The organism is Piscinibacter defluvii (assembly GCF_004011805.1).
Lineage (GTDB): Bacteria > Pseudomonadota > Gammaproteobacteria > Burkholderiales > Burkholderiaceae_C > Piscinibacter > Piscinibacter defluvii.
Window position 1 is genome coordinate 63,713 of sequence record NZ_RCHJ01000025.1, and the last position, 23,749, is coordinate 87,461.

Annotated in this window: 25 protein-coding genes and 1 pseudogene; 10 read left to right on the top strand and 16 right to left on the bottom strand. The window is 69.3% G+C overall.

Annotated features, from left to right (window positions below):
- Window positions 1–12: 12 nt before the first annotated feature.
- The 16 genes and pseudogenes from D9C15_RS28455 to D9C15_RS33560 form a co-directional block, all read right to left on the bottom strand.
- Window positions 13–759 (bottom strand): hypothetical protein, encoded by a 747-nt coding sequence (locus tag D9C15_RS28455; protein WP_128002538.1) that lies wholly within the window; start codon window positions 757–759, stop codon window positions 13–15.
- Complete coding sequence (locus D9C15_RS28460; protein ID WP_128002540.1) at window positions 756–1,538, bottom strand: 3-hydroxybutyrate dehydrogenase; 783 nt, start codon at window positions 1,536–1,538, stop codon at window positions 756–758. The genes D9C15_RS28455 and D9C15_RS28460 overlap by 4 nt, the downstream gene beginning before the upstream one ends.
- A gap of 27 nt (window positions 1,539–1,565) precedes the next feature.
- The gene (locus D9C15_RS28465; RefSeq protein WP_128002542.1) at window positions 1,566–2,306 is read right to left on the bottom strand and encodes an acetoacetate decarboxylase; all 741 of its coding nucleotides are present in this window, start codon (window positions 2,304–2,306) and stop codon (window positions 1,566–1,568) included.
- On the bottom strand, window positions 2,303–3,442 hold the full coding sequence (locus tag D9C15_RS28470) for a patatin-like phospholipase family protein (protein ID WP_128002544.1): 1,140 nt from the start codon (window positions 3,440–3,442) through the stop codon (window positions 2,303–2,305). The genes D9C15_RS28465 and D9C15_RS28470 overlap by 4 nt, the downstream gene beginning before the upstream one ends.
- 16 nt (window positions 3,443–3,458) lie before the next feature.
- Complete coding sequence (locus D9C15_RS28475; RefSeq protein WP_205854934.1) at window positions 3,459–4,034, bottom strand: rhomboid family intramembrane serine protease; 576 nt, start codon at window positions 4,032–4,034, stop codon at window positions 3,459–3,461.
- A 45-nt stretch (window positions 4,035–4,079) separates the two neighbouring features.
- Complete coding sequence (locus D9C15_RS28480) at window positions 4,080–4,463, bottom strand: DUF302 domain-containing protein (RefSeq protein WP_128002548.1); 384 nt, start codon at window positions 4,461–4,463, stop codon at window positions 4,080–4,082.
- A 100-nt stretch (window positions 4,464–4,563) separates the two neighbouring features.
- Entirely contained in the window at window positions 4,564–5,130 is a 567-nt protein-coding gene (locus D9C15_RS28485) for a sterol desaturase family protein (protein ID WP_128002550.1), read from the bottom strand.
- A 101-nt stretch (window positions 5,131–5,231) separates the two neighbouring features.
- Window positions 5,232–5,915: a DUF1345 domain-containing protein gene (locus D9C15_RS28490; protein WP_128002552.1), complete on the bottom strand. Its 684-nt coding sequence runs from the start codon at window positions 5,913–5,915 to the stop codon at window positions 5,232–5,234.
- A 10-nt stretch (window positions 5,916–5,925) separates the two neighbouring features.
- A complete protein-coding gene (locus D9C15_RS28495) occupies window positions 5,926–7,518 on the bottom strand; it encodes a DHA2 family efflux MFS transporter permease subunit (protein WP_128002554.1) in 1,593 nt (530 codons plus the stop codon).
- Between the two features lie 37 nt (window positions 7,519–7,555).
- A complete protein-coding gene (locus D9C15_RS28500; protein WP_128002556.1) occupies window positions 7,556–8,815 on the bottom strand; it encodes an HlyD family secretion protein in 1,260 nt (419 codons plus the stop codon).
- Window positions 8,812–9,402, bottom strand: coding sequence for a cytochrome b/b6 domain-containing protein (locus D9C15_RS28505; RefSeq protein ID WP_164886893.1), 591 nt, complete (start codon window positions 9,400–9,402; stop codon window positions 8,812–8,814). Before D9C15_RS28505 ends, D9C15_RS28500 begins: the two co-directional genes overlap by 4 nt.
- Before the next feature lie 160 nt (window positions 9,403–9,562).
- Window positions 9,563–9,937 carry a cation transporting ATPase C-terminal domain-containing protein gene (locus tag D9C15_RS34225; RefSeq protein ID WP_240668634.1) on the bottom strand — a complete coding sequence of 125 codons (375 nt, stop codon included), beginning with the start codon at window positions 9,935–9,937 and terminating at the stop codon, window positions 9,563–9,565.
- A 196-nt stretch (window positions 9,938–10,133) separates the two neighbouring features.
- A pseudogene (locus tag D9C15_RS34230) lies at window positions 10,134–11,561 on the bottom strand (HAD-IC family P-type ATPase); the annotation flags it as partial.
- Window positions 11,447–11,929, bottom strand: a complete 483-nt coding sequence (locus D9C15_RS34235; RefSeq protein WP_240668632.1) for a cation-transporting P-type ATPase — start codon at window positions 11,927–11,929, stop codon at window positions 11,447–11,449. The pseudogene D9C15_RS34230 and the gene D9C15_RS34235, both read right to left, overlap by 115 nt.
- A 24-nt stretch (window positions 11,930–11,953) precedes the next feature.
- The gene (locus D9C15_RS28515; protein WP_128002560.1) at window positions 11,954–12,682 is read right to left on the bottom strand and encodes a response regulator; all 729 of its coding nucleotides are present in this window, start codon (window positions 12,680–12,682) and stop codon (window positions 11,954–11,956) included.
- Window positions 12,683–12,692: 10 nt separating this feature from the next.
- Window positions 12,693–12,866, bottom strand: coding sequence for a hypothetical protein (locus tag D9C15_RS33560; RefSeq protein ID WP_164886894.1), 174 nt, complete (start codon window positions 12,864–12,866; stop codon window positions 12,693–12,695).
- Window positions 12,867–13,026: 160 nt separating this feature from the next.
- Here D9C15_RS33560 and D9C15_RS28520 point away from each other — a divergent pair, with 160 nt between their 5' ends.
- From D9C15_RS28520 to D9C15_RS28565, 10 genes are all read left to right on the top strand, one after another.
- Window positions 13,027–14,829 carry a histidine kinase gene (locus D9C15_RS28520; RefSeq protein WP_128002561.1) on the top strand — a complete coding sequence of 601 codons (1,803 nt, stop codon included), beginning with the start codon at window positions 13,027–13,029 and terminating at the stop codon, window positions 14,827–14,829.
- A complete protein-coding gene (locus tag D9C15_RS28525; protein ID WP_128002563.1) occupies window positions 14,813–15,877 on the top strand; it encodes an AI-2E family transporter in 1,065 nt (354 codons plus the stop codon). Before D9C15_RS28520 ends, D9C15_RS28525 begins: the two co-directional genes overlap by 17 nt.
- Window positions 15,878–16,091: 214 nt before the next feature.
- Entirely contained in the window at window positions 16,092–16,544 is a 453-nt protein-coding gene (locus D9C15_RS28530) for a hypothetical protein (protein ID WP_128002564.1), read from the top strand.
- A gap of 96 nt (window positions 16,545–16,640) precedes the next feature.
- Window positions 16,641–17,135 carry a DUF4124 domain-containing protein gene (locus tag D9C15_RS28535; RefSeq protein WP_164886895.1) on the top strand — a complete coding sequence of 165 codons (495 nt, stop codon included), beginning with the start codon at window positions 16,641–16,643 and terminating at the stop codon, window positions 17,133–17,135.
- 27 nt (window positions 17,136–17,162) lie between these two features.
- On the top strand, window positions 17,163–18,518 hold the full coding sequence (locus D9C15_RS28540; protein WP_128002568.1) for a chloride channel protein: 1,356 nt from the start codon (window positions 17,163–17,165) through the stop codon (window positions 18,516–18,518).
- A gap of 101 nt (window positions 18,519–18,619) precedes the next feature.
- On the top strand, window positions 18,620–20,020 hold the full coding sequence (locus D9C15_RS28545) for a cytochrome ubiquinol oxidase subunit I (protein WP_128002588.1): 1,401 nt from the start codon (window positions 18,620–18,622) through the stop codon (window positions 20,018–20,020).
- Complete coding sequence (gene cydB / locus D9C15_RS28550; protein ID WP_128002570.1) at window positions 20,010–21,017, top strand: cytochrome d ubiquinol oxidase subunit II; 1,008 nt, start codon at window positions 20,010–20,012, stop codon at window positions 21,015–21,017. Before D9C15_RS28545 ends, cydB begins: the two co-directional genes overlap by 11 nt.
- A 95-nt stretch (window positions 21,018–21,112) precedes the next feature.
- Window positions 21,113–21,721, top strand: coding sequence for a ubiquinol-cytochrome c reductase iron-sulfur subunit (gene petA, locus D9C15_RS28555; protein WP_128002572.1), 609 nt, complete (start codon window positions 21,113–21,115; stop codon window positions 21,719–21,721).
- A gap of 231 nt (window positions 21,722–21,952) precedes the next feature.
- Window positions 21,953–22,474 (top strand): general stress protein, encoded by a 522-nt coding sequence (locus D9C15_RS28560; RefSeq protein ID WP_128002574.1) that lies wholly within the window; start codon window positions 21,953–21,955, stop codon window positions 22,472–22,474.
- 93 nt (window positions 22,475–22,567) lie between these two features.
- Window positions 22,568–23,635: a hypothetical protein gene (locus D9C15_RS28565; RefSeq protein WP_128002576.1), complete on the top strand. Its 1,068-nt coding sequence runs from the start codon at window positions 22,568–22,570 to the stop codon at window positions 23,633–23,635.
- Window positions 23,636–23,749: the final 114 nt, after the last annotated feature.

Consider the following 23,749-nt stretch of genomic DNA (forward strand, 5'->3'; position numbering starts at 1 on the left):
CCGGCAACGGCATCAGGTCTTGCGAAGCGCGGCAACGGCGTCGTACAACTGCTGGATGGCCGCTGTCGACCTCGACAGCGTCAGGCGCGTGAGGGCCTCCTCCAGCACCCGCCGCCGCTCGGAGGCATCTGGCGTCAGCTCGCTGGCGGTCAACTGCCACAGGCGCCTGAAGTCGCGCTGCGCCGATCGGAAGCCGTCCTCGTCTGCCCACACCAGCGCACGGCGCATGCGCCTCGCCAGATAGATCAGCACCTCGATGCGCTGCTGCGTGCTGTCCCTGCTGCCGACAAAGGGCTGCCCAAGCTCGCCAGCTCGGGCGACGATGCGATCGGCAACGCTGACGAGCCAGCGCCTATCCTTCACCGAGATCGCCGTGCCGGCCTCGAGCAGGTCACCGCTCAAATCGTTGCGGGCCTGAAAGAACCGGTGCAACTCGCCGCCGGCTTGGGTGAACGCGCCCTCCAGCGCGCCGGTGCCTGCTTCGGCTCGTCTGGCCTGAGCCAGCGCGCTGCGAGCCTGCGGCCATCGGCCTGCTTCGGCGGCGTCGAATAGCGCCATCGCGGCGGCATCGAGGTCTCGTACCGCTTCAGGCGGGCCGCCAGCGGCCCGGGCGCTCCGCGAGGCCATCGTCGCCGCGGCGAGCGCGAGCGGACCCAGCGCGGCGGCAGACATCAGCCGCCTGCGTTGCGACAGCAGCTCCGTGGTGGCGGCCTCGGCGCGGGCGCAGGCGTCGGACCGTTGGGATTCGAAAGACTTCATTGCATGAACCAGCCGTGACTCACCACCATCGACTGCCCCGTCAGCGCCTGGGTCGGGAAGGCCGCGAACAGGAGCGCGACCTGCGCCACGTCGTCCACCGTGGTGAACTCGCCATCGACGGTTTCCTTGAGCATGACCTTGCGAATCACGTCGTCCTCCGAGAGGCCGAGCGCCTTGGCCTGTTCGGGGATCTGCTTGTCCACCAGCGGTGTGCGCACGAAGCCCGGACAGATGACGTTGGCCCGCACGCCATGCGCCGCGCCCTCCTTGGCGATGACTTTTGCCAAACCCTCCAGCCCGTGTTTGGCGGTGACGTACGGCGCCTTCAGCACCGAGGCCTCCTTCGAGTGCACCGAGCCCATGAAGATCATCGAGCCGCCGCGTCCCGAGGCGATCATCTGCCGCATCGCGGCGCGCGCGGTGAGGAAGGCTCCGTCCAGATGAACGGCCAGCAGCTTCTTCCAGTCCGCGAAAGCGAAGTCCTGCAGCGGGGCCACGATCTGGATGCCGGCGTTGCTCACCAGCACGTCGAGCCCGCCCAGTTCGGCTACGGTGCGCGCCACGGCGGCGTCGACGCCGGCCTCGTCAGTCACGTCCACGCCCAGCCCGAGTGCGCACGCGCCGCGCGCACGCAGTCCGGCAGCGGCAGCTTCAGCACCGCCCGGGTTGAGGTCGGCTACCGCCACCGTGGCGCCGGCCTCGGCGTACACCTCGGCGATGCGCTTGCCAATGCCGCTGGCTGCGCCGGTCACGAAGGCCACTTTGCCGTCGAGTCTCATGTCGTGCTCCTGAATGATGAACGGGCGTCATCGCCCGAGGTAGTCGTGCACCACGCGGCCGAGGCCGAGGGTGAGGTCGGTGTTCAGGTGCAGGCCGCCGAGGACCTGGCGCACCGGCAGTGCGGCCACCGGCGCGAGCGCGTGTTCGAAGAGCTGCAGGGCGGCAGGGCCCTCCCAGGCGCCCTTGAGCACCACGTCCTCGAGCCGGTACTCGACCAGCTCGCACACACGCGGGCTGCAGTCCACGTCGGGCATGATCTTCAGCAGCCAGTTCGGCTGGCCCAGCGAACGCAGCACCGCATCATGATCGGCGGCGCGGTGCTTGTAGCCCATCGTGCCCGCCGCGATCCGGCTCTGGCCGTAGTCCAGTGTGCCGAGCAGTGTGTCCTTGTCCACGCGCAACTTGGGGCTGCCGAGCTTCTTCGGGAAGCCCCAGATCTCGCGGCCACCGGCGATGGGCGCGTCGTCGTCGAGGAACATGCTGTGCACGTAGACGCCCTGGCGGCCTTCGAAAGTCACCGGGACGACCTGTCCGCTTTCGGTGTAGTCGCCGAAGCCGGTGGAGTCGGGCATGCGGATGAACTCGAAGCGCACCACGTCGCCCGCCGGCACCAGCGGTTCGGGCACCACCGCCGCGAGCGCCTGTGGATCCGTGCGGTAGCTGACGATGAGGAACTCGCGGTTCACGAATCGATAGGGGCCGCGCGGGTAGGAAGGGCTGGTCAGCGGCATCGCCCAGGCGCTGCGGCGCACGTCGTCGGCGTTCATCGGGTGGAATCCTTCTGGTTGGGGGCGGTGTAGTCGAAGACTCGGAACGCTCCGGGTTCGGCGGGGTGGGCAGCGCGAGTCAGTGAGCGCAACGAATGCGCCATGTCGCCGAGGCCGGCGTCCCAGTGCTCCTGCATCGAGGCGCGCGAGAACTCGTAGTCGCGCGACTGCGTCTCGCTGCCCTTGTGGCGGTGGATCACGTGGACCAGGGTGATCGTCGGATCGGGCGCATCGGCGCCGAGCTTGCGCAGCAGCTCCTCGACTCTGGCGTCGGCACGCTTGGCACCGGGCAGCCGTGCTGCGAGCTCACGCAGCGAGCGTCGCATCTCGTGCCGTTCGCGCAGCATGTCGGTCAGTGCGCGGGTGCGGCTCGAGTAGCGGATGTCCTTCTCGCGATCGGCCACCTCCGCCAGGGTGCGCGGCGTGGCGCCGCGGGCGCTGAACAGATCCACCTGGAATATCGTCGCTTCGCGACCGTCAAGGTTCTCCGCGACGTGCCGCAGCGGCGTGTTCGACACGAGACCGCCGTCCCAGTAGTCGCGGCCGTCGATAGCCACCGCCGGAAATCCCGGCGGCAGGGCGCCGCTGGCCATCACGTGCTCGGGCCCGAGGCGCCGTTTCTGGCTGTCGAAGTAGGCGAAGTTGCCGCTCTGTACATCCACTGCGCCGACCGACAAGCGCGTCGGCCCGTCGTTGATGCGGTCGAAGTCCACCAACTCGAGCAGCGTCTCGCGCAGCGGCGCCGTGTCATAGAGGCTCGGGGCAGCGGCGGCGCCGGGCCACCAGGGGCCGCCCAGTCGCGGCTGGAAGAAGTTCGGCAACCCGAACGCCGCGCCCCAGGCCGCGGCCCAGTCGTTGGCCCAGGCGCGTAGCGGGCCATCCACGCCGGCCCACGCTGGAGAAGGCACGTGCGCGGTGACGCGCTCCCAGAACTCGCGCAGGCGCGCCACGCGCCGCTCGGGCGGGTTACCGGCAATCAGCGCCGAGTTGATCGCGCCGATCGAAATGCCCGCCAGCCAGTCGGGCTCGCGGCCTGCCAGGGCCAAGGCTTCGTAGGCGCCGCCTTGGTAGGCGCCCAGAGCGCCGCCGCCTTGCAGCACCAACGCCGTCAGTCCAGATCCAGTGGGGTCGTGCATGGGGTCCCTCGTCTCTTCAATGCCGGCCGAAGGGCATCTGCCCGCGCCAATAGCGCATCACCAGCCAACCGCCCAGCAGCCCGCCGAGGTGGGCGAAATGCGCGACGCCGCTGGCGCTGCCGGTGACACCCAGCGTCAGCTCGATCACCCCATAGAGCGTGACGAACAGCCAGGCCGGCATCGGAATCGGCGGCAACAGCGGGGTGATGGTGCGGCGGGGGAACACCATCGCAAAGCCGATCAGCAAGCCGAAAAGCCCGCCCGAGGCGCCGACCGTCGGCGACATGGCGCCGAGGGCAGCCGTGACCGCAAGTTGGGCAAGCGCCGCGGTCAGCACGCTGACCCCGTAGAACAGCGCCAGCCGCCGCGGCCCCCACAGCCGCTCGAGCTCGCCGCCGAACATCCAGAGGCCGAACATGTTGAAGGCCAGGTGCGTGAGCCCTGCGTGCAGGAACGCGTAGGTGCCAAGCTGCCAGGGCATGAAGAGCCCGGAGGCGAGCGGCCAGAGCGCGAACCAGCCAGTGAATGCGCTGCCGAACATCTGCTCGAGCAGGAACACGACGACGTTGGCGATGATGAGGGTCTGGGTCAGCGGCATCTGGGCACCTGGTGCGATGGCTCGATCGGCGGCGCGTGCTCATGCCGCGTCGGCGAGGATCTGACGCAGCGTTCGCTCGACATCGGCTGCCGTGACATCGACCTCGGGCTCGACATCGAACCCCGCGAGGATCGACGTCGGCGCGATCGTGCCCAGGCGGGTGCCGGAGCCCTCTTCGAACACCGCCACACGGCAGGGCAGTGCCAAGCTGATGGTGGCGTCGCGGGCCAGCATGCGCGCGGCAATGCCGGCATTGCAGACTTCGAGCACGGCCACCCGCTTGTCGATGGGCTGCCCCTTCGCAGCCAGCGTGTCGCTCAGCGCGTGGACGTGCAGCACGCTGAAGCCGTGGGCCGCCACGCTGCGCTGGAGGTCGGCAAGCGCGCGGTCGAAGGGCTTGCGGGAGTCGAGAAGGATGTTCATGCGGGCCTCTTGCGGATCGATGCCCTGAGTGTTCGGGCGGACAGGCGTGGGCGCCAGAGCCGGCCGTCACCGCCGAGTCACGGCGTGGGCGTGACGATGGTCATGGCCGCGCTTGGCGGTGGACGGGGGCGGCCGAAGGTGTCGACGCGGTGCGAAACAGGCGATCCCAGGCATCCGTGGTGACACCGAAGTCGCTGCGTGCGCCCGCGCGGTGGTGGCGGGCATGCCGCAGCTTGGCGTGCGCGAGCCAGCCGCCGGGCGCGGCGCGCCAGTGGTGCACGGCATCGTGAAGCATCGAGTAGGCGAGATAGCCCAGCATCAGGCCCGCCGTGGCGCCACCTGCCGCAGGTCGCGGCAGTTCCCTGAGCAGGTACCACCAGACCGCGATGAACAGCGAAGCGCTGATCCAGGTCGGCGTGCCGATCAGTTGCGAAGGGTTGGCATGGTGCGCGTCGTGCAACCGCTTGAACGGCTGCAGCTGATGCAGGAGCCAGCGGTGCAGGGCGTATTCCAGCAAGGTCCAGAGACCGACGCCGGCCAGTGCGCTGGCCAGCCACATCTCGGTCTGGGATGGTGATGCAGGACGCAAGGACACTACCCCCACCCACGCCAGCAGCAGCGGGAAGACGGCGAAGTCCGCGCGGTAGCTCCACGGGGTCAAGTGCACCTGGCGGCTCCATGAACGATGCCCGGTAGTGTCGGGGCCTTCGCGCGGCCACGCGAAGTGCCGGTCGTCACGGCGAGGTCATCGACACGCTGGGCGCGCCGTCAGCCGAGACTGCTCGCGAACACGTTCACGGCCAGCGCGAGCACGACGAGGTTGAACGCGAACGACAGCAGGCCGTGAAGCAGGCTCAGCCGTCGCATGCGCCGGCTTGCGACGGCCACGTCGGAGACCTGCGAGGTCATGCCGACGACGGCAGCAAAGTACAGGAAGTCCAGATAGTCGGGTTCCTGTCCAGCTGGAAACACGAGGCCGCGGGACGGTTCGTCCCTTCCTGGATCGGGCCGGTAGAACATCCGCGCGTAATGCAGGGCGAAGACGGCCTGCATCAGCAACCACGAGGCGCCCAGCGACGCCATGGCCAGCGCGAGGTGAGCCCAACGCGCCCAGCCCGCCAGCGCCTTGGCGCTGTCCACCGCCAGGGCCACGGCGACGATGCTGGCGCAGCAGGCTGCAGCCACCAGCACGAACAGAGCTGCGGCGCCTGGATCGGTGGCTTGTGCGCGCCGCCGGGTGGCGTGGGCGTCCAGCCGCGCGGCAAGATGCCAGATGGCGACCAGCAGGACTGCACAGTAGGCCAGCCAGGAGGCCAGCAGTGCCACCTCGCCACTCCAAGCCGAGGCGAAAGCCGTCAGGCCGACCAGCAGCGCCACGATGACCGCCAGGCCCTGGCGCTGAAGTGCGCTGATGCGGGCCGACCAGTGCAGGCCATGCAACGGATGGTTCATGGCGAGCTTGTCAGTGGGCCCCGGCCGCACCAGCGGAAAACGGCGGCCGTGCCAGCCAGACGATGGCGATCAGCCCCAGCATCAGCAGTGCGCTGGCCAGCAGGACGGCATTGGTGGCGAGCAGCGAGGCCTGGGTCCCGATCACTGCGTTCTGCACATAGACCAGCGCAGCGTGCGGCGCCAGTCCGATCTGTGCCAGACGATCGAGATACGACACCGCGGCCGGGTTGTGCGCATTGACGCTCTCGGCGAGCTGGGCGCCGTACTGCGTCGTTCGATGGGCCCACAGCGAGGTCATGATCGAGGTGCCGAAGCTCGAACCGATGTTGCGCATGAAGTTGGCCAGGCCCGCCGCGCCGGCCGTCTGCTCTGCAGCCAGGCCTGACAGGTAGATCGTGGTCAAAGGCAGAAACAGGCACGACAGCCCCACGCCCATGATCAGGCGGGTGGTCGCGAGCGTCCAGAAGTCGACGTCGGGCGGGAAGCGCGAGGACAGCCAGGCAAAGAGCGCGAACATCGCCAGGCCGAAGGTGGCCACGGCGCGGGCGTCCAGGCGGTGGATGTTGGCACCGATCACCGGTCCGAGAACGATGGCCAGCAGGCCGCCGAAGGCCATCGTGCGGCCCGCCCACTCGGCGGTGTAGCCCATGTGGGTCTGCAGCCACAGGGGCACCACGACATTGGTGCCGAAGAAGGCTACCGAGGCGAGCGCGAGCGCACCCACGCCGACCGCGTAGTTGCGCCGTGCGAACAGGCGCAGTTCGACCACGGGGTGCCGGGCCGTCAGCGTCCACACGACGAACACCGTCAGCGCAACGGCACTCACCGTGGCCAGCGCCACGATCAGCGGCGAGCCGAACCAGTCCAGTTCGTTGCCCTTGTCGAGCAGGATCTGCAGGCTGCCCACGCCCAGGGCCAGCAGCGCCATGCCCGTCAGGTCCACCGGCGCCCGGCGCACCGTGCTCTCGAAACGGCCGAGCAGGCTCCACACCAGCAGCAGGCAGAGTGCGCCCACGGGGAGGTTGACGAGGAAGATCCAGTGCCAGGACAAGTGGTCGGTGATCCACCCGCCGGCCAGCGGGCCCACGATGGGCGCGGCCACGGTCGTCATGGCGAAGATGCCCATCGCCAGGCCGCGTTGCGCGGGTGGGTAGATGGCCAGCAGCATGGCCTGCGCCAGCGGAATCATCGCAGCACCCACCGCGCCCTGCGCCACCCGGGCCGCGAGCAGCATCGGAAAGTTCAGGCTCAGCGCGCACAGCAGAGAGGCGAGCGTGAAGGCGGTGGTGGCCAGCATGAACATGCGGCGTTGCCCGAGCCGCGCGGCGAACCATCCCGTGAGCGGCAGCATGATCGCCTCGGACACCGCATACGACGTGACGATCCAGGTGCCTTGCGTGGCGCTCACGCCCATCGCGCCGGCGATGGTCGGCACCGAGACGTTGGCGATCGTCAGATCGAGGATGTTCATGAATGCCGCCAGCGCCAGCGCGAAGGTGGCAGCCAGGCGCGTGGCGCCGGCGAGCGGCTCGAAGGGGCGTGGTGGCTGCCGACCGGCTGCGACGCCACCCAGCGCCGGCGAGCGTTCCGCGGCCGGCGTCATCGTGTGCCCGCCGCGGCCCAGCGACGATCGCTTGCGCTCATCGCGCCTGCGGCGCGTTCGCCGCCACGATGCGCTGCACCAGCGACTCGGCCTCGCGCGCGGCGTCGTCGTAGACCGTGGTGCGTTGTGCCTGCGCCGCCTGCTGCAGCAGGCCGAGGCGGGGACCGGACTGGTCACGCAGATCGACGGTGACGTTCATCGACAGACCCACCTGCAGCGGATGTGCCGCCAGCGGTGCGGGGTCGAGCCAGATGCGCACCGGCACGCGCTGCACCACCTTGATCCAGTTGCCGGTGGCGTTCTGCGCCGGCAACAGAGACAGCGCCGAGCCCGTGGCGGGCGTGATGCCGCCCAGCTTGCCCTCGAAGGTGACGGCCGAGCCCCAGGCGTCGGCCGTGAGGCGGACGGGCTGCCCCACACGCAGGCCTGCCAGCTCGGTTTCCTTGAAGTTTGCGTCGACCCACACACCACCCAGCGGCACCAGGCTGAGCACGGGCGTGCCGGCAGCGACACGTTCGCCGAGCTGCACGCTGCGCGGCCCGGCCACGCCGTCCACCGGCGCCAGGATGCGGGTGCGGGCCAGGGCGAGCACCGCCTGGCGCACGCCTGCGGCGGCCAGTTCGACGTCGGGCTGCGCGGTCAGCGGCCCGGCTTGCACCTGCGCCGTCGCGGCCTGTGCCTGCGCCTGGGCCTGCCCTGTGCCCGCCTGGGAAGCTTCGACGGCGCTGGCCGCCGCGGCCCGGTTCGCCTCAGCGGCCTGAACGGCCGCGCGCAGCGTGGTCAGGGCTTCCGGCGACAGGAACCCTTGCTTCGCCAGTGCGGTCTGGCGGGCAAGTTCCGACCGGGCCTTGGCCAGGGCCGTCTCCGCGGCGGCGAGCCCGGCGCGTGCCGTATCGACATCGGAGCGACGCTGTTGCACGCCCGCCAAGGCGGCCTGGGCCGTGCCCGATAGTCCGCGTGCGCCACGCACCGCCTTGGCGAGTTCGGCCTCGGCCTGGGCCAGCGCGATACGGGCATCGCTGTCGTCGAGTTCGACCAGCAGATCGCCTTGCCGCACCTGCTGCCCGGCATGCACGGCCACGGCCTTGACCGTGCCCGCGGTGAGCGCGCTCACCTGTGCCATGTCGGCGTTGACGTAGGCGTCGCCCGTGGTCGCCTGCCACCGGGCCACGAGATACCACCACGCCGAAGCAGCCGCCACGCCGAGCAGCACCACCAGCCCGACCAGCAGCAGGCCACGTCGGCGCTTGCGGGCGAGCAACAGCGACGGCTCGATCGTCTGCGCGGTGTCGCTCACGAGGCCGCCTCGCCGGAGGAGGGCCGCCCGAACATGCGCTGCAACACGCGATGGCCGCTGAGCTGGTGCAACACCGCCAGCCCGGCGTGGCCCACCACATAGGCCCACATCAGGTTGGCGACGATCTTGTGCACCTCCAGCACCAGACCGCCCGGCACGGGCAGCGTGTACAGCCAGGCACCGGTGGCGGCCATGGTCAGGGCAGTCAACAGCCCCAGGCCGTGCACGGCGCTGGCCAACGGCGTCTCGGCCTCGCCGCCGGGCAGGCGCAACTGCCTGAGCTCCGTCCAGTGCCGCGCTAGGTCATCGCCCACGGCTTTCAAGCGCGCCGCGGAAAGCCACGGAAACAGTGCGGCGAGGGGCGTTTCCCGGCGACGCAACAAGCTCCACAGCCAGAACGCGAGCACCAGCCCGAGCGTGGACAGGCCGACGACCTCGTGGACCTCATACATCACGTTGCCTGGCTGCGCGGCGCGCGGCCGCTCGATGAAATTGGAGCCAATCAGCTGCCACAGCACCGCCAGGAGCAGGGTGCCGTGCAGCAGGCGCGTGGCGATGGAGTGGCGGGCGGGTTCGAGCATGGACATGGGCGGGTCAATCCTGGTTGGCGGTGCAGCTGTTCGGGGCATCGTAGGGACGCGGCGCTGCGACGTCAGGGCCCGTTCGTCATTGGGTAGACACGATCGCAAGGCGTTTCGTACCTTCGACCGATGACAAAAGTCACTGCTCCCGACGGCGGTCCGGGCGTCAGGCGATCCTGAACCCGCGAAACACGAAGCGCTTGACGCCGTTGAGGAGCAGTGCGAACGCCACCGTCGCGGCGAGCACGAGTCCGATCAACTGCCAGGGCAGGGCGGCCATCAGGACGCCGACCGCGGCCAGCAACGCGACGACCGCGATGTCGGCGCCCGTGGCCCAGAGCATCGGCCGGCTGGGCGGCGTGGACCAGAGCGGTCCGTCGGTCCGCAACACGTAGACATGCGCCTGGTTGGTGAACACCAGCAGGAGAAACGCCAGGGTCCTGGCCTGGTCGGGGCCGAGCGCAAACGCCCCGCGTGCCCACGCGTAGACGCCGGCGGTGAACGCGACCGACAGCAGGGCCAGGGCCAGCGAACCTGTCATCAGCGGCCCGACGCGCCAGCGCTGCGGCCTTGGCGCGGGGGGGCACGCGGTCGGTGGCGATGGCCATCGTGACGAAGTCGTTGGTGAACAGCAGCAGCACGATCAAGGTCGAGGAGATGACGAACTCGCCGGTGAGCCACAACCCCAGCGTCAGCAGCAGCGTGATCTCGAAGGTCTTCAACGTCTTGTTGAGCGTGTAGGTCAACATGCGCCGGTGCACCTGGCGCCCCTCTGTCACCAGGGCCAGCACGCCGGCCAGCCCGGGCTCGGTCAGCACCGCACCGGCGGACGCCTTTGCCACGTCCGTGGCGCTGGCTACCGCCACGCCGACTTCGGCCTGCCGGAGCGCCGGCGCATCGTTGACGCCGTCGCCGGTCATGCCGGTCACGTGGCCGTCGCGCTGCAGGGCCTGCACAATGGCATGCTTGTCTTCGGGCAGCACGCGGGCAAAGAGGTCGCAGGCCTCGATGTCACTCCGGCCGTCGCGGTCGGCGTGGCAGACGCGCTGGCCCAGCGCAAGACGCCTGCCGACCGCGAGCGCGGTCTCCAGGGCATCGCCGGTGGCCATGCGCACCCGCACACCCATCCCGTTCAGTCGCGCGATCAAGGTCGAGGCGTCGGAGCGCACGGGATCGCTGAGCCCGACCACGCCCAGAAGGCGTGGCGCCTGGGGGTCACCGGCGGCCACCGCCAACACCCGCATGCCGTCGGCGGCCAGGTTGGCCTCGGCGCGCTGCAGCGCCTCGCGTTGCCGGTCATCGACGGCGCACAGCGCGGCAATAGCGCCGGCGCCGCCCTTGACGGTGCGCCACGGCCGCCCGTCGACGAGGTACAGCGCCTCGCTGCGCCGCGTCGCGGGGTCGAACGGCAGGAATGCGGTGCGCTCCGGCATGTTCGCCAGAAGGGCCTTCTCGCGAGCCGAAGTCAGCAGGGCCAGGTCGATCGGGTCCTGGGTTGCATCGTCGCTGGCCAGCGCCGCCGCGCGCAGCACCTCATCGTCACTCGTGTCCAGTGCCAGGGCTTGCACGGCTGCCAGGGTCAGGCGGTTCTGGGTGAGCGTGCCGGTCTTGTCGGACACCAGGGTATCCATCGCGGCGGCGTCCTCCACCGCGGGAAGCGGAGTGACAAGCACCCCCTGGCGCGCCAGCGACTGACTGCCCAACGCGGTCGCCAACGTGTAGGTGGCCGGCAGCGCAACGGGCACCGATGCCACCAGCAGCATCAGTGCAAACTCCACGGCATCCAGCGCCGGGAGATGGTGCCTGGCGGCAAAGAAGGCCACGAGCGCGACCAGCCCGAGGTCGAAGATCACCAACCGCTTGACGATCGCGAGGATCGTCGCCTGCATGTGGCTCGGTGCCTGGGCGTGGCGCACCAGTTCGGCCGTGCGACCGAACCTGGTACGTGTCCCGGTCGCGACCACCACCCCCGAGGCTTCGCCCCGTTGCACCACCGAGCCGGTATAGACGCGGCTTTCCGGCCCGGCGTCCACCGGCAGCGACTCCCCGGTCAGCGCCGACTGGTCCAGCGACACGCTGCCTTCGAAAAGTTCCAGATCGGCGGCGACGATGTCGCCTGTGCGCAGGTGCAGCACGTCCCCGGGCACCACGTCCTGCGCAGGCACCAGCTGCGGTCATCGCGCAGGACCCGCGCAGTGACTTGCAGACGCTGGCGCAGCAGCGCGAGGGCATCGCGGGCGCGACGCTCCTGCCACTGTGCGGCCAGTGCATTGAAGACAAGAAGGGCGGTGATCACTGCCGCCTCGATCTGGCGCCCCAACGCAAGCTGCAGCACGATGACCGCCTCGAGCATCCAGGGGACCGGCGCCCAGAGCCGCGACGCGAGGCGGCGCCAGGTGGGCACCTCGCGCGCTTCGCTGCGGTTGAGCCCCGTCCGGACCAGGCGCGCCGCAGCCTCCGCCGAGCTCAGCCCACTTCGCCCGGCAGACGGACCTTCGGACAACTGCGGAACGGGGGTGGCTGCATCAATCATGCTGCCGCCACGCCGGTCCCGTGGTCAGCCGCGTCGCTCGACGGCGCGCACGGCCAGTTCGGTCCGACTGCGCGCGTGCAGCTTTTCCATGATGCGACTGACGTAGTTCTTCACCGTACCCTCGGCGAGGAACACCGTCGCACCGATCTGCTTGTTGCTCTTGCCTTCGGCAATGAGCTGCAGGATGCGCTCTTCCTTGGTCGTCAGGGGCTCGTCAAGCGACGCGACCGGCGCCTGCGCAAGGCGCGGCGCGACCGGCCCCGGTGGCGGCGCATCCAAGGGGTTATCCGGCGCGGACTCCGGACGAGGTGCATCGAGGAGACGGAACTGTTCCATCACCTTGCGGGCAATCGATGGCGACAAGCGCGACTCCCCCCGATGGACCGCACGGATGGTGTCCAGCACCTCGTCCTCGGCAGCGTCCTTCAGCAGGTAGGCCCGGGCGCCAGCGCGGATCGCCTCGAACACCAGGTCGTCATGGTCAAAGGTGGTCAATACGACCACCCCCACCGACGGCAGCTTGGCCGTGATGTCGCGGGTGGCCACGACGCCGCTGACGCGCGGCATCTGCAGGTCCATGACGACCACGTCAGGAGCCAGCGCCAGAGCCTGCTCGATGGCATCCTGTCCATCGACCGCCTGTCCGACGATCTCGATGTCCGATTCCGCGCCCAGGGTCATGGCCAGGGCGCGGCGAATCAGGGGCTGGTCGTCCGCGATCAACAGGCGCAGCTTGCGCTCGGTATCCGTCATGTCGTTCCGATCAGGGGGCGGGAGGGGGAAGCTTGCCGCTGCCCAGGCGGGCATGCAGTTCGCCGACCACGGAGGACGGCAGGCGGGCGGTGAAGAACCGCAGCACGGCTGCAACGGCCAGCGCGGCCTGCTCTGGCGAGAGACTCGCGCCCCGCGCGACGGCGAGGATCAGTTCTTCCAGCATGGCAAGATATCCGGCATTGAACGGTTTCGTGGCAACGCACGACAAGAAGGCACGAGGGAGAGTTTGCGTGAATGTATGCGACGCCGGTGCCACGGGACAGTGACGATCGGCACCATGAAGTCATTGTTCGCCCCCCCCCCCCGACGGAGACCCTGACGCGGTGAGTCTGCTCGACCGTCTGGATCCCCGGCAGCACCTCGCAGCGGCGATCGGCTGGTCGGTGCTTGTCATCGTGGCCCTGTCGTCGCTGGTTGCCGGTAATTTCGCGGCCTCCACGGCCGAGGCTGCGGCTCGCCGCGATACGGAGCGGCTGCTGGCGCAGTTTGCAACGCAGATCCAGCATGGCCTGGGCATGAACCTTCAGACCCGCCTGTCGGTCGTGCAGGCGACGGCGAGCCAGATCGCCGCTTCCAGCGAGCGTGGCGATGCCGCGCTGCGTCGGCACCTGGACGCCGTGCAGGCGCAGTTTCCCGAGTTCGCCTGGCTGGGCGTGGCGGATACGCAGGGGCAGGTGATGGCGGCCACCGGTGACGTGCTGCGAGGAGCCAGCGTGGCGCAGCGACCGTGGTTCACTGCGGCGGCGACCCGCCCGTTTCTCGGCGACGTGCACGCAGCGGTCCTGTTGGAGAAGCACTTGCCCCGGGCGCCGGACGGCCAGCCCTTGCGCTTCGTCGACGCCGCGGCACCGATCCGTCACGCAGGCGGGGATGTGGTCGGTGTGGTTGGCGCGCACCTCTCCTGGATGTGGATAGAACGCTTGCAGACCGAACTTCTTGGCTCCCTGGACAGCCACAGGACGCTGGAACTGCTGCTGACGAACCGCGAGGGCTTGGTCCTTGTCGGCCCGAAGGGCTGGCTTGGCCGTACGCTCGGCGCGGCCGACGATCTGACGGAACGCGGGGCCTACTTCGTGGGGCGCCATCTCGCAAAGGATGCCGGTGACGGGTGGCTGGGCTGGAGCGTCACTGTGCGCCAAGCGGCCGGACCGGCCTTGGCGAGCGTGCGTGACCTGCACCGGACCGTCTTCGGAGCGGTCATGCTTGCGGGCGTGCTCTCGGCGCTCGCGGCGATCTGGACCACTCGATGGCTGCTCGACAGGCTTGGCGTGCTGGCTCGGCAGGCCAACGCGGTACGCCGTGGTGAACGCAAGGACATTGCCGTCCCGCCGGGCCGTGACGAGGTGGGCCGGATCGGGGTTGCAATGGCCGAATTGGTCGATCACCTGCAGCGGGAGAAGGCGGCACTGGCGCAACTGAACGCGGAACTCGACGCCCGTGTCGCCGAGCGCACCGCGCGCATCGAACGCATGGCCGACGAGGCCCGCCACGCCGCGGTGACGCGGGAGCGTCTGCGCCTTGCGCGCGACCTGCACGACACGCTGGCGCACTCCCTGATGGCGCTGCTTCAGCAGATCCGGCTGTTGCGCAAGCTCAGACACAGGATGCCGGCCGAGGAGTACGAAGGCGAACTGGGACGCGCCGAGGAGGTCGCCGCCAGCGGGCTGGCGCAGGCACGTGCGGCGATCACCCAGATTCGACACGGCACGGTGCGCGAGCAGGGGCTCGGCGCGGCGCTGAAGGACCTGCTGGCGCGCTTCGCGGAGCGAACCGGCATCGAGGCCACGCTGAACGCCGCGGGGGCGGTGGCCAACCTCGCGGACGAGCGCGCAGAAACGCTCTTTCGCATCGCCGAAGAGGCACTGCGCAACGTCGAACGCCATGCGCAGGCGCACACGGTCACGCTGAGCCTGTCCTCACCGGTCGACGAAGCAGGCAACGTAACTGACGCGCGTGCCATGTTGTGCGTCAAGGACGATGGCGTGGGGTTCGATCCCGCAGCCCCCTGTCCCGGACACTACGGCATGCTGGGCATTCGCGAGCAGGCTGCCCTGATCGACGCACGGCTGTCGATCGACAGCCGTCGGGGCGCAGGTACGGAGATTTGCCTTGAGTTCGATGCCTGACGAGCCGCTGCGCAGCGGCAATCCCTCCCCCGGGCCGGGCGACGTGGCTCTCGCGCTGGCGGGTGTTTGGCTGATCTGGATCCCGGTGCTGGCGTTGCACCTGACTCCCGCCCTGTTCGCCGCACTGATCACCTACGGCGGAACCCGGGCGATCGCCGGTCTCCTGCTTCGTCGCCGCGCGCAATGGCCGCATGCCCAGGCCTGGGGCTTGGTGTTCTTGCTGATCCTGGTCGGGGCGACGGGCTCCATGGCCGTCGAGCGGACGGCCGAGGCCGCAGCCCAGGGCGGCGGCTACGCCGGCTTGATGCAGCAGCTGGCCGCTTCGCTGGACCAGGTGCGCGCGATCCTTCCCGCCGGGATCGCGACGCATGTTCCGGTGTCGCTGGAGGCCCTGCGGGAGGCCATGGTGGGGTGGCTGCGGTCTCACTCGGCCGAAGTCCAGTTGTGGGGTGGGCACACCGTCAGAGGCGCAGGCTATGCGCTGGCGGGCGTGATCATCGGTGCGCTGCTGGCTCTGCAATTGCCGCTGCGACCAGCGGAAGAGGTGGACCCGAGAGCTGAAGTGCCACCACTGGCCTGGCGAATGCGGGCCGGATTCGACGGCCTTGTCGCGAGCTTCACGTCGGTGGTCTTTGCCCAGCTTCGGATTGCTGCATTGAACACCGCATTGACCGCGCTGTACCTGCTGGTGGCATTGCCAGCGACGGGCACGCCGTTGCCGATGGCGGGAACGCTCGTCGCCGCGACCTTCGTTGCGAGCATGGTTCCGGTGGTCGGCAACCTGGTGTCGAACACGATGATCGTGATCGTCAGCCTGACGCACTCGGTCGTTCTCGCCGGTGCGTCGCTGGTCTGGCTGGTCGCCATCCACAAGCTGGAGTACTTCCTCAACGCGCAGATCGTGGGCAGCCGCATTCGCGCCAAGGCCTGGGAGATCCTGGCCGCCATGCTGCTGCTCGAAGCGCTGTTCGGCCTGGCCGGCCTGGTGAGCGCTCCAGTGATCTACGCCCAGGCCAAGGCCGCCCTTCGGGAGCGTGGCTGGCTCTAGCAATCAGCCGCTTCTTGCGGCCGACAGCGGCTCGTGACCAAGGTCGTGCCCGTGCGATGACGCCCGGCACTGGCTGCGCAGGCGCCGCATTCCTAGAGTTCATCCCATGGGACGGGTGCAGCGATGGTCGCTGCCTCTCGACACCCAGTAGAGCAACTCGAAGGAGCTTCCGATGAGATTCCAACTGACCAACCGGCGTGCCTCCCTGGGCGCCATGGCAGCGGCCGTGATGATGAGTGCTGCGGCCTTGCCGGCACGAGCGCAGGACGAACTGGTTCTACTCGAGACCGCGCGCGCCACCACGTTCATGAACGGCGGGGCGAGCAAGGAGGAGGAGACCTACATGCGCAAGATCGCCAAGGACTGGCCGCTGCGCATGATCTTCTCCGAGCGCAAGGACAACGAGTTCGTCGCCGACGTGAACCTCACCGTCACCGACCAGCGCGGTTCCCCCGTCCTCGTCCTCAACAGCGGTGGGCCCATGACCTACGCGATGCTGCCTGCGGGGAAGTACCGGGTCACGGCGCGCTTTCACGGCATCACCGAGTCGCGCGACGTGACGCTCGACGGCAAGGAAGGCAAGGATGTCTACTTCCACTGGAAGGGCAAGCCGAAGATCGACCCGTGGGACGGCAAGCCGATCGGCGGCAAGCAGGTTCCGGGCTGACCCGCATTCGCGACCAACACCGTGCCTCGGCCCCTGTCCCCTGCAAGGCTCCCAGGCCTGGGGCGGCACCTGGGTGCGCCGAACTGGCGCTCGCGGATGCGGCACGCGGCGCCCCTGGTCGCCCTCGGCATTCTCCTGTGGCTCGTCAGCGCCCCGCCTGCTCGTGCGCAGACGCTCTACGAGTGGCGGGAGCCCGGGGGTATTGTGGCCTACTCTCAGACGCCGCCGCTGCCCCGAGACGGTGTGCTGCTCCGCCGCCTGCAGATCGCGGACCTGCCAGTGCTTGATCGCACGGCCGCCGAGCGGCTGGCCGCCATCAGCGCGCCGGCCGACGACGGTCGTGCCGAGGCCTGGCGACGCGCCGACGCCGGGGTTGCGGCTGCGCTGGTCCGGCTGCAGGCGGTCGAACGCGCGGTCCGGCAGGGCCAGCAGCCTCGTGCCGGCGAGCGCCGGCATCTCGCCAACGGCCACAGCCGGCTGAGCAGAAAGTACTTCGAGCGCCTGACCGCCTTGGAGGCAAAGGTCACGCGTGCCCGCAACGCGCTGCAGGCAGCCTACGCCGAGCGTGACGCGCTGGCGAAGCCGCGCTGACGCTTGGCCTCAAGGGCATCATCGACCATGCAGGCCAAGGCTTGGCGCTTCGGATTGCATGCGACCCGGCGTGCATTGCTCCGCCTGGACACACCCTGGCGCCATCTCGTTGTCGCAGCGGTGGTCGGAGCGTTGGGTGCCTTGGCGGTGGCGGCATTTCGGCAGGCGCTGTTTGCGCTGGAGGCCGTGCTCGTCGGCGCAGGCGGCGGCCACCTGGTCGCTGCGGCAAGCGCCTTGCCCGCAGAAGCCCGGGTTCTCGCACCGGCGCTGGGTGGGATGGCCGCCGGCCTGCTTCTTTGGTTGGCCGAACGCGGCCGCGACCTGCCCGCCGAAGCCCAGGTATCGCAACACCGGGGGGACTACATCGAGGCCGTGGTGATCGGCACCGGCAGGCTGGACCTGCGCGCGGGCCTGCTCAAGGTGGCGGCCTCCATGCTGGTGGTCAGCACCGGTGGCGCCGTGGGACGCGAGGGCGCAATGGTGCTGCTGGCTGCCATGTTGGCGTCGATGCTCGGTCGCGCGCTCGGACGTGCGACAGATCTCCGTCTGGTGGTGAGCTGCGGCGCTGCGGCCGGGCTTGCTGCGGCCTATCACGCGCCGCTGGCCGGGGCGGTCTTCGTTGCCGAGATCCTCGTGGGTTCGCTCGCCTTGGCGCAACTCGGTCCGGTGGTCGTGGCGGCTGTCATGGCGTTCGGCGTCTCGGTCTGGCTCGGAGAGCGTTCCGTGCTGTTTCCCGTGGCAGCGCTCACGCCGCCCGGGCCGGCGCAGGTCGTCTGGCTGCTGGTCCTCAGCCTTTTGGGCGGCGCTTTCGGCGCCGGGCTGCTGCGCTGGCTGCGCCTCACGCGCTCGCTGTTCCTCGGCTCGCGGTTGCCTTTGCCCGCGGCCTTCGCGCTCGGCGGTCTGGTGGTCGGACTGCTGTCTCTGTGGCGCCCCGAGGTCTGGGGCAACGGCTACAGCAGCATCGAGCAGCAACTGCGCAGCCCGGCAGCATGGTCAGTGGTGGCGCTGGTGCTCGTCCTGAAGCTGCTGGCGATCGGCGCGACGACGGGCTCGGGTGCGCCGGGCGGGGTGTTCACGCCGACGCTGTTCGTCGGCGCAGCCATCGGCGCGCTCGCCGCCGCGGCCCTGGCCGGGATGGGTGCGAGCGCAGCACCGGAGCCGGTGTACGCCGTCGTCGGCATGGCCGTCCTGCTGGCCTCGACCACGCATGCCCCGGTCATGTCGGCGCTGATGGTGTTCGAGATGACCGGGCAGTACGCCTTGCTGCCGGTGCTGCTGCCGGCCTGTGTGTTGGCAGCGCTGGTGTCACGTCGGCTCGAGCCCCTGTCCGTGTACGGTCTGCGTGGGCCGGGTGAGCCTACTGCCCAAGCACTCGCGAAGTGACCTTCGTCACACCAGGCCGCTGACGCGCGACACTGGCGCGCTGAGTGTCTGCCGGATGCAATGCTCCGTCAGCTCGCAACGCGCTTGTCGCCTGCGTCAACATGCTCCTCGACCCCCTGATCCTCTCGCGCATCCAGTTCGCGTTCGTCGTCGCCTTCCACATCGTCTTCCCGGCCTTCACGGTCGGGCTGGCCAGCTACATCGCGCTGCTCGAAGGCCTGTACCTGGCGCGACGCGATGAGCGCTACCTGCGCGCGTCGAAGTTCTGGCTGCGCATCTTCGCCGTGTCGTTCGGCATGGGCGTCGTGTCGGGCATCGTGATGCCGTTCCAGTTCGGCACCAACTGGGCTGCGTTCTCGGACAAGGTGGCCAACGTCGTCGGGCCGCTGCTCGCCTACGAAGGCCTCACGGCGTTCTTCCTCGAAGCCGGCTTTCTCGGCGTCCTGCTGTTCGGACGCGAGCGGGTGCCGCCTTGGGCGCACTTTGGCGCGGCGGTGCTGGTGGCGGCGGGAACGCTGTTCTCGTCCTTCTGGATCCTGGCTTTCAACAGCTGGATGCAGACACCGGCAGGCTACGTGGTCGAAGCGGGGCGCTTCGTGCCCGCCGACTTCTCGGCCGTGATCTTCAACCCCTCGTTTCCCTACCGACTCACCCATACCGTCAGCGCCTTCTACGTGACGACCGGGTTTGTGGTGCTCGGTGTGGCGGCCCACCACCTTGCGCGCGGTCGCCACCGCGACACGGCCTTGCTGATGGCCCGCATGGCGGTGTTCTTCCTGGCCGTGATGACGCCGTTGCAGATCGCGCTCGGCGACGCGCACGGCCTGAACACGCTGGCGCACCAGCCCGCCAAGGTGGCCGCGATGGAAGGGCTGTGGGAGACCAGTGCACCGGCGCCGTCGGTGCTGTTCGCGATTCCTGACCAGGCTGAGCAGACCAACCGGCTGAAAGTGTCCATCCCCCGGCTGGCGAGCCTGTACCTGACGCATACCTGGAGCGGAGAAGTGCGCGGCCTGAAGTCGTTCCCGCGTGAGGACCAGCCACCGGTCGCGCCCGTGTTCTTCGCCTTCCGGATCATGGTGGGCATCGGCACGACGATGCTCGCCGTGGCCTGGTGGGGTGCCTATCTGGCCTGGCGCGGAAGGCTCGAGACCTCACCGGTCTTCCTGCGCGTGGCGCAATGGATGCTGCCCAGCGGCTTCATCGCGGTGCTTGCCGGCTGGACGGTGACCGAGGTCGGTCGCCAGCCGTGGACCGTGTACGGGTTGCTGCGCACCGCCGACAGCGTGAGTCCGAGTCTGAGCACGGCCGACGTCGGACTGTCGCTGGCGGCGTACCTGCTCGTGTACGCCGTCGTCTATGCCGCCGCGGGCTACTACCTCGTGAAGCTGGTGCGCCACGGACCGGCGGATGCGCCGCCGGCCGGCGCCTCGGCGCGCCCGGCGCGGCCGCTGTCGGCAGCAGTGCTGCCCGTCGATGCGGAGGCCTCGCGTGGCGATTGATCTGGTGCCGATCTGGGCCGCGATCATGGCGCTGGCGGTCTTCATGTATGTGCTGCTCGACGGCTTCGATCTGGGCGTGGGCATCCTCTACCCGCTGGCGCCTTCGACGCACGACCGCAGCGTGATGATGGCCTCGGTGGCGCCGATCTGGGACGGCAACGAGACCTGGCTCGTGATGGGCGGTGCCGGCCTGCTGGCCGCGTTCCCGGTGGCCTTCGCGGTGCTGATGCCGGCGCTGTACTTCCCGATCCTGCTGATGCTGCTGGGGCTGGTGTTCCGCGGCGTTGCGTTCGAGTTCCGGCTCAAGGCCACGCGCCGGCGGCGCGCATGGTCGGCAGCCTTCTTCGGCGGCTCGTTCGCCGCTGCCTTCGCGCAGGGATTGATCCTCGGCAGCTACGTGCACGGCTTCAACGTGGTGGACGGCCGCTTCGCCGGCACGAGCTGGGATTGGCTGCACCCATTCGTGCTGCTCACCGGCCTCGGCGTGGTGTCGGGCTATGCCTTGCTGGGTGCGACCTGGCTGGTGCTGAAGACCGATGGCGAACTGCAGCGCTGGGCACGCCGTCAGGCCAGACGTGCCCTGGCCGCCACGGCGGCCTTCATCGCCGGCGTGAGCCTGTACTCGCCGTTCGTGCATCCGCGTGTGCATGAACGCTGGTTCACCGAAAGCCACTGGCTGTGGCTGGCGCCGCTGCCGCTCGCCACGCTGGGGGTGTTCTGGCTGGCCGACCGGTCGCTGCGCGGCGCTCGCTCGCAAGCGGGCCCCTTCGTTGCCGCCTTGACGATCTTCGCGCTGTGCTTTGCCGGCCTGGCGGTAAGTCTGTTTCCGTATGTCGTGCCGCACGCGCTGACGTTGCAGCAGGCGGCAGCGTCGCCGCGCAGCCAGGCCTTTCTGCTCGTCGGCACCTTGATGCTCTTGCCCGTGATCCTCGGCTACACCGGCTGGTCGTACTGGGTGTTCCGCGGCAAGGTACGCACGGGCGCCGGCTACGGATGATGACCATGCGGTGACTACCCGCACTAGGGGACGCCGTGCGCGCTGCCTAGAGTGAACTCAACGACGTGTTGGCGGCAAGCCGCGAAAGGGTAGTCATGAACAGCCTCTCCGCATTCATCCACGAGGTCGATGAGCACCGCGTTCCCGACAGCACGCGGCGTGAACTGCTGTTGGCGGCGACGGGCGTGATGGGCGCAGCAGGGCTTGTTGCGGCAAGTGTTCCCTTCGTCGCCAGCCTGGCCCCTTCGGAAGCCGCACGCGCCGCTGGCGGCCCCGTGGACGTGGACATCGCCTCGCTGGTGCCGGGTGAACTTCGAACCGTCGAGTGGCGCGGCAAGCCGGTCTGGCTGATGCGCCGCACGGAAGACATGGTGCGATCCCTTCTGGCGAGCGACGGCAACCTGGCCGACCCGCAGTCCAGGCGCTCGATCCAGCCGGCCTCCTGCGTCAACGCCACCCGTTCTGAGCGGCCGGACCTCTTCGTCGCCGTCGGGGTGTGCACGCACCTGGGATGCTCGCCGCGGCTGGAGACGAACAACGCGGCGCTGAATGCGGAACTGCGCGCACCGGGCGGCTTCTTCTGTCCCTGTCATGGTTCGCGCTTCGACCTGGCGGGCAGGGTGGTGAAGAACGTGCCGGCACCCACCAACCTGGACATCCCCGACTACCGCTTTACCACCGCGACGGGCCTGCGCATCGGGTGATCGGTTGACAGCAGTTGCACCTCGGCGCCAGCCGAAGCGGCCCCTCGTGGGCCGCTTCGCTTTGGCTCCAGCGCTGCAAAGGCCGCAGGGCATCGTTCGTCGGCATGACTTCGCCGTGACGGTCGGCACGGCCATGCGGTGACCACGCGCACTGTCGCCGCCGATCCTCGATTCCTAAAGTGCTTCCATCGACAGCGGGCGCTGTCGAACCATCCGAATCAGGAGCAAGACATGAGCAAGGCAGACATCGCGGTTGCGGTTTACGACTCGCACACCCAGGCCGAGGAGGCCGTTCACAAGCTGGCCAAGGCGGGCTTCGACATGAAGACGATCTCGATTCTCGGCAAGGACTACCACACCGAAGAGAACGTCGTGGGCTACTTCAATGCCGGCGACCGCGCCAGGTTCTTCGGCAAGCTGGGCGCCTTCTGGGGCGGCCTGGCCGGCGTGCTGTTCGGCTCGGCGCTGATGTTCGTGCCCGTGGTCGGGCACATCGTCGTGCTCGGCCCGATCGCGGCGACGATCGCCGGCGGCCTGCAAGGCGCCGTGCTCGGCGGTGGCGTGAGCGCGCTCGTCGGCGCGCTCACCGCGATCGGCGTGCCCAAGGACTCGGTGCTGCGCTATGAAACGGCGTTGAAGGCCAGCAAGTTCCTCGTCATCGTCCACGGCGGCGGTGACGACGTCCGCCGTGCGCACGATGTGCTCGCGTCCGCGGGCAGCAGCGACGTGCAGACGCACGCCGGACAGGAGTGATGCCCTGCGGCAGACCCTAACGCAACCCGATACACAAACCCATCACGGATCCCCACCATGAAACATCATCAAACCCTGCTGGCCACCGCTGTCGTGGCCGTTCTCGCCCAACTGCCGATCGTCGCGGCGGCGCAGACCGCCAAGCCGGTGGCCACCGCAGCCTCGGCGGCCGTCGTTCCCGCCAAAGCGCCGATCACCGCGAAGTCGCCCAGCGACTGGATCCAGTACGACGACCTGACCGTCACGCCGGTGCTCGATGACGTGAGCAGCCATCTCGCTGCCGCGCGCGCCGCGCTCGACAAGAAGGACAACGCAAAGGCCTCCGAGGCGATGCAGGCCGCGGCGCGCGCACTCGAGGCACAGGGAGATCGCGCGGCGAAGCTCGATCACCAGCGCGCCGCGGCGGACCTCAAGGCCGCCAAGGAGGTGCACGCGAAGATGGTGGCGTTGACCAAGCAGCTCGACGCGACGGCGGCCCAGATCAAGGCCGGCAAGCTGAATTCCACCGCCGAGCTGGACAAGACCATCGGCAAGGCGCAACGGGCCGACCTCGAACGGCGCTGGCTCGTGACCGACGTGACGACGTGGTACCCGGTGGCCGATGAGCCGCAGCGACACTTCGGTGCGGCCGTCGAGGCCTATGCGAAGAAGGACTACAAGGCGGCAGCTGCCGAAGTGCGCAAGGCAGCCTCCTACGTGCGCCTCGAAGCGGCCCGTGCGACGGGTGACGTGAAGAAGGGGCTCGAGACCGCCAACACCGACCTCCAGAAGACGGCTGCCGCTCTCGACAGGGGCGCGCTGAAGGCCGAGAAGGACATGGACAAGGCCTTCGCGAGCGCCAACCATGCGCTGGCTCTGGCGCACCGTGCGCGCGCGGCGCAGTCCTGGGCTCGAAAGGCCTACGACCAGGCCGGCTACGAGTTGAAGGCCGCAGCCCAAGGGCTCGAGAGCGGTGCGGCTTGGACAGGCGCCGAGGCCAAGGCCGCGGCGGCAACCGCTGCCACCGACGCCCGCGCGATCGGTGACAAGCTTGCCAGCGGTGGCGTGTGGGCCAAGGACGAGGTGGCCAAGGGCTTCGAATCGCTGGCCAACGGGCTCAACAAGCTGGGGCAGTCGATCGGCTCGACGAGCAAGGCATCGCCGTTCGACGCGGGCGCTTGACACTGACGTCACGAGGTGGGGCGACCCACCTCGTAAGCCCGGCTTAAGCGGGCTTCGGCGATGTCCCGGAGTCTGTTGAACGCATGAGCTGAGGTGGCGGCTCCTTCGACCCGC

What these genes read in the sequence shown, in the direction of transcription:
- D9C15_RS28455 (WP_128002538.1), bottom strand. Translation starts at nt 759, where the DNA reads ATGAAGTCTTTCGAATCCCAACGGTCCGACGCCTGCGCCCGCGCCGAG.
- D9C15_RS28460 (WP_128002540.1), bottom strand. Translation starts at nt 1,538, where the DNA reads ATGAGACTCGACGGCAAAGTGGCCTTCGTGACCGGCGCAGCCAGCGGC.
- D9C15_RS28465 (WP_128002542.1), bottom strand. Translation starts at nt 2,306, where the DNA reads ATGAACGCCGACGACGTGCGCCGCAGCGCCTGGGCGATGCCGCTGACC.
- D9C15_RS28470 (WP_128002544.1), bottom strand. Translation starts at nt 3,442, where the DNA reads ATGCACGACCCCACTGGATCTGGACTGACGGCGTTGGTGCTGCAAGGC.
- D9C15_RS28480 (WP_128002548.1), bottom strand. Translation starts at nt 4,463, where the DNA reads ATGAACATCCTTCTCGACTCCCGCAAGCCCTTCGACCGCGCGCTTGCC.
- D9C15_RS28490 (WP_128002552.1), bottom strand. Translation starts at nt 5,915, where the DNA reads ATGAACCATCCGTTGCATGGCCTGCACTGGTCGGCCCGCATCAGCGCA.
- D9C15_RS28495 (WP_128002554.1), bottom strand. Translation starts at nt 7,518, where the DNA reads ATGACGCCGGCCGCGGAACGCTCGCCGGCGCTGGGTGGCGTCGCAGCC.
- D9C15_RS28505 (WP_164886893.1), bottom strand. Translation starts at nt 9,402, where the DNA reads ATGTCCATGCTCGAACCCGCCCGCCACTCCATCGCCACGCGCCTGCTG.
- D9C15_RS34225 (WP_240668634.1), bottom strand. Translation starts at nt 9,937, where the DNA reads ATGACAGGTTCGCTGGCCCTGGCCCTGCTGTCGGTCGCGTTCACCGCC.
- D9C15_RS34235 (WP_240668632.1), bottom strand. Translation starts at nt 11,929, where the DNA reads ATGATTGATGCAGCCACCCCCGTTCCGCAGTTGTCCGAAGGTCCGTCT.
- D9C15_RS28515 (WP_128002560.1), bottom strand. Translation starts at nt 12,682, where the DNA reads ATGACGGATACCGAGCGCAAGCTGCGCCTGTTGATCGCGGACGACCAG.
- D9C15_RS33560 (WP_164886894.1), bottom strand. Translation starts at nt 12,866, where the DNA reads ATGCTGGAAGAACTGATCCTCGCCGTCGCGCGGGGCGCGAGTCTCTCG.
- D9C15_RS28530 (WP_128002564.1), top strand. Translation starts at nt 16,092, where the DNA reads ATGGCAGCGGCCGTGATGATGAGTGCTGCGGCCTTGCCGGCACGAGCG.
- D9C15_RS28535 (WP_164886895.1), top strand. Translation starts at nt 16,641, where the DNA reads ATGCGGCACGCGGCGCCCCTGGTCGCCCTCGGCATTCTCCTGTGGCTC.
- D9C15_RS28540 (WP_128002568.1), top strand. Translation starts at nt 17,163, where the DNA reads ATGCAGGCCAAGGCTTGGCGCTTCGGATTGCATGCGACCCGGCGTGCA.
- D9C15_RS28545 (WP_128002588.1), top strand. Translation starts at nt 18,620, where the DNA reads ATGCTCCTCGACCCCCTGATCCTCTCGCGCATCCAGTTCGCGTTCGTC.
- petA (WP_128002572.1), top strand. Translation starts at nt 21,113, where the DNA reads ATGAACAGCCTCTCCGCATTCATCCACGAGGTCGATGAGCACCGCGTT.
- D9C15_RS28560 (WP_128002574.1), top strand. Translation starts at nt 21,953, where the DNA reads ATGAGCAAGGCAGACATCGCGGTTGCGGTTTACGACTCGCACACCCAG.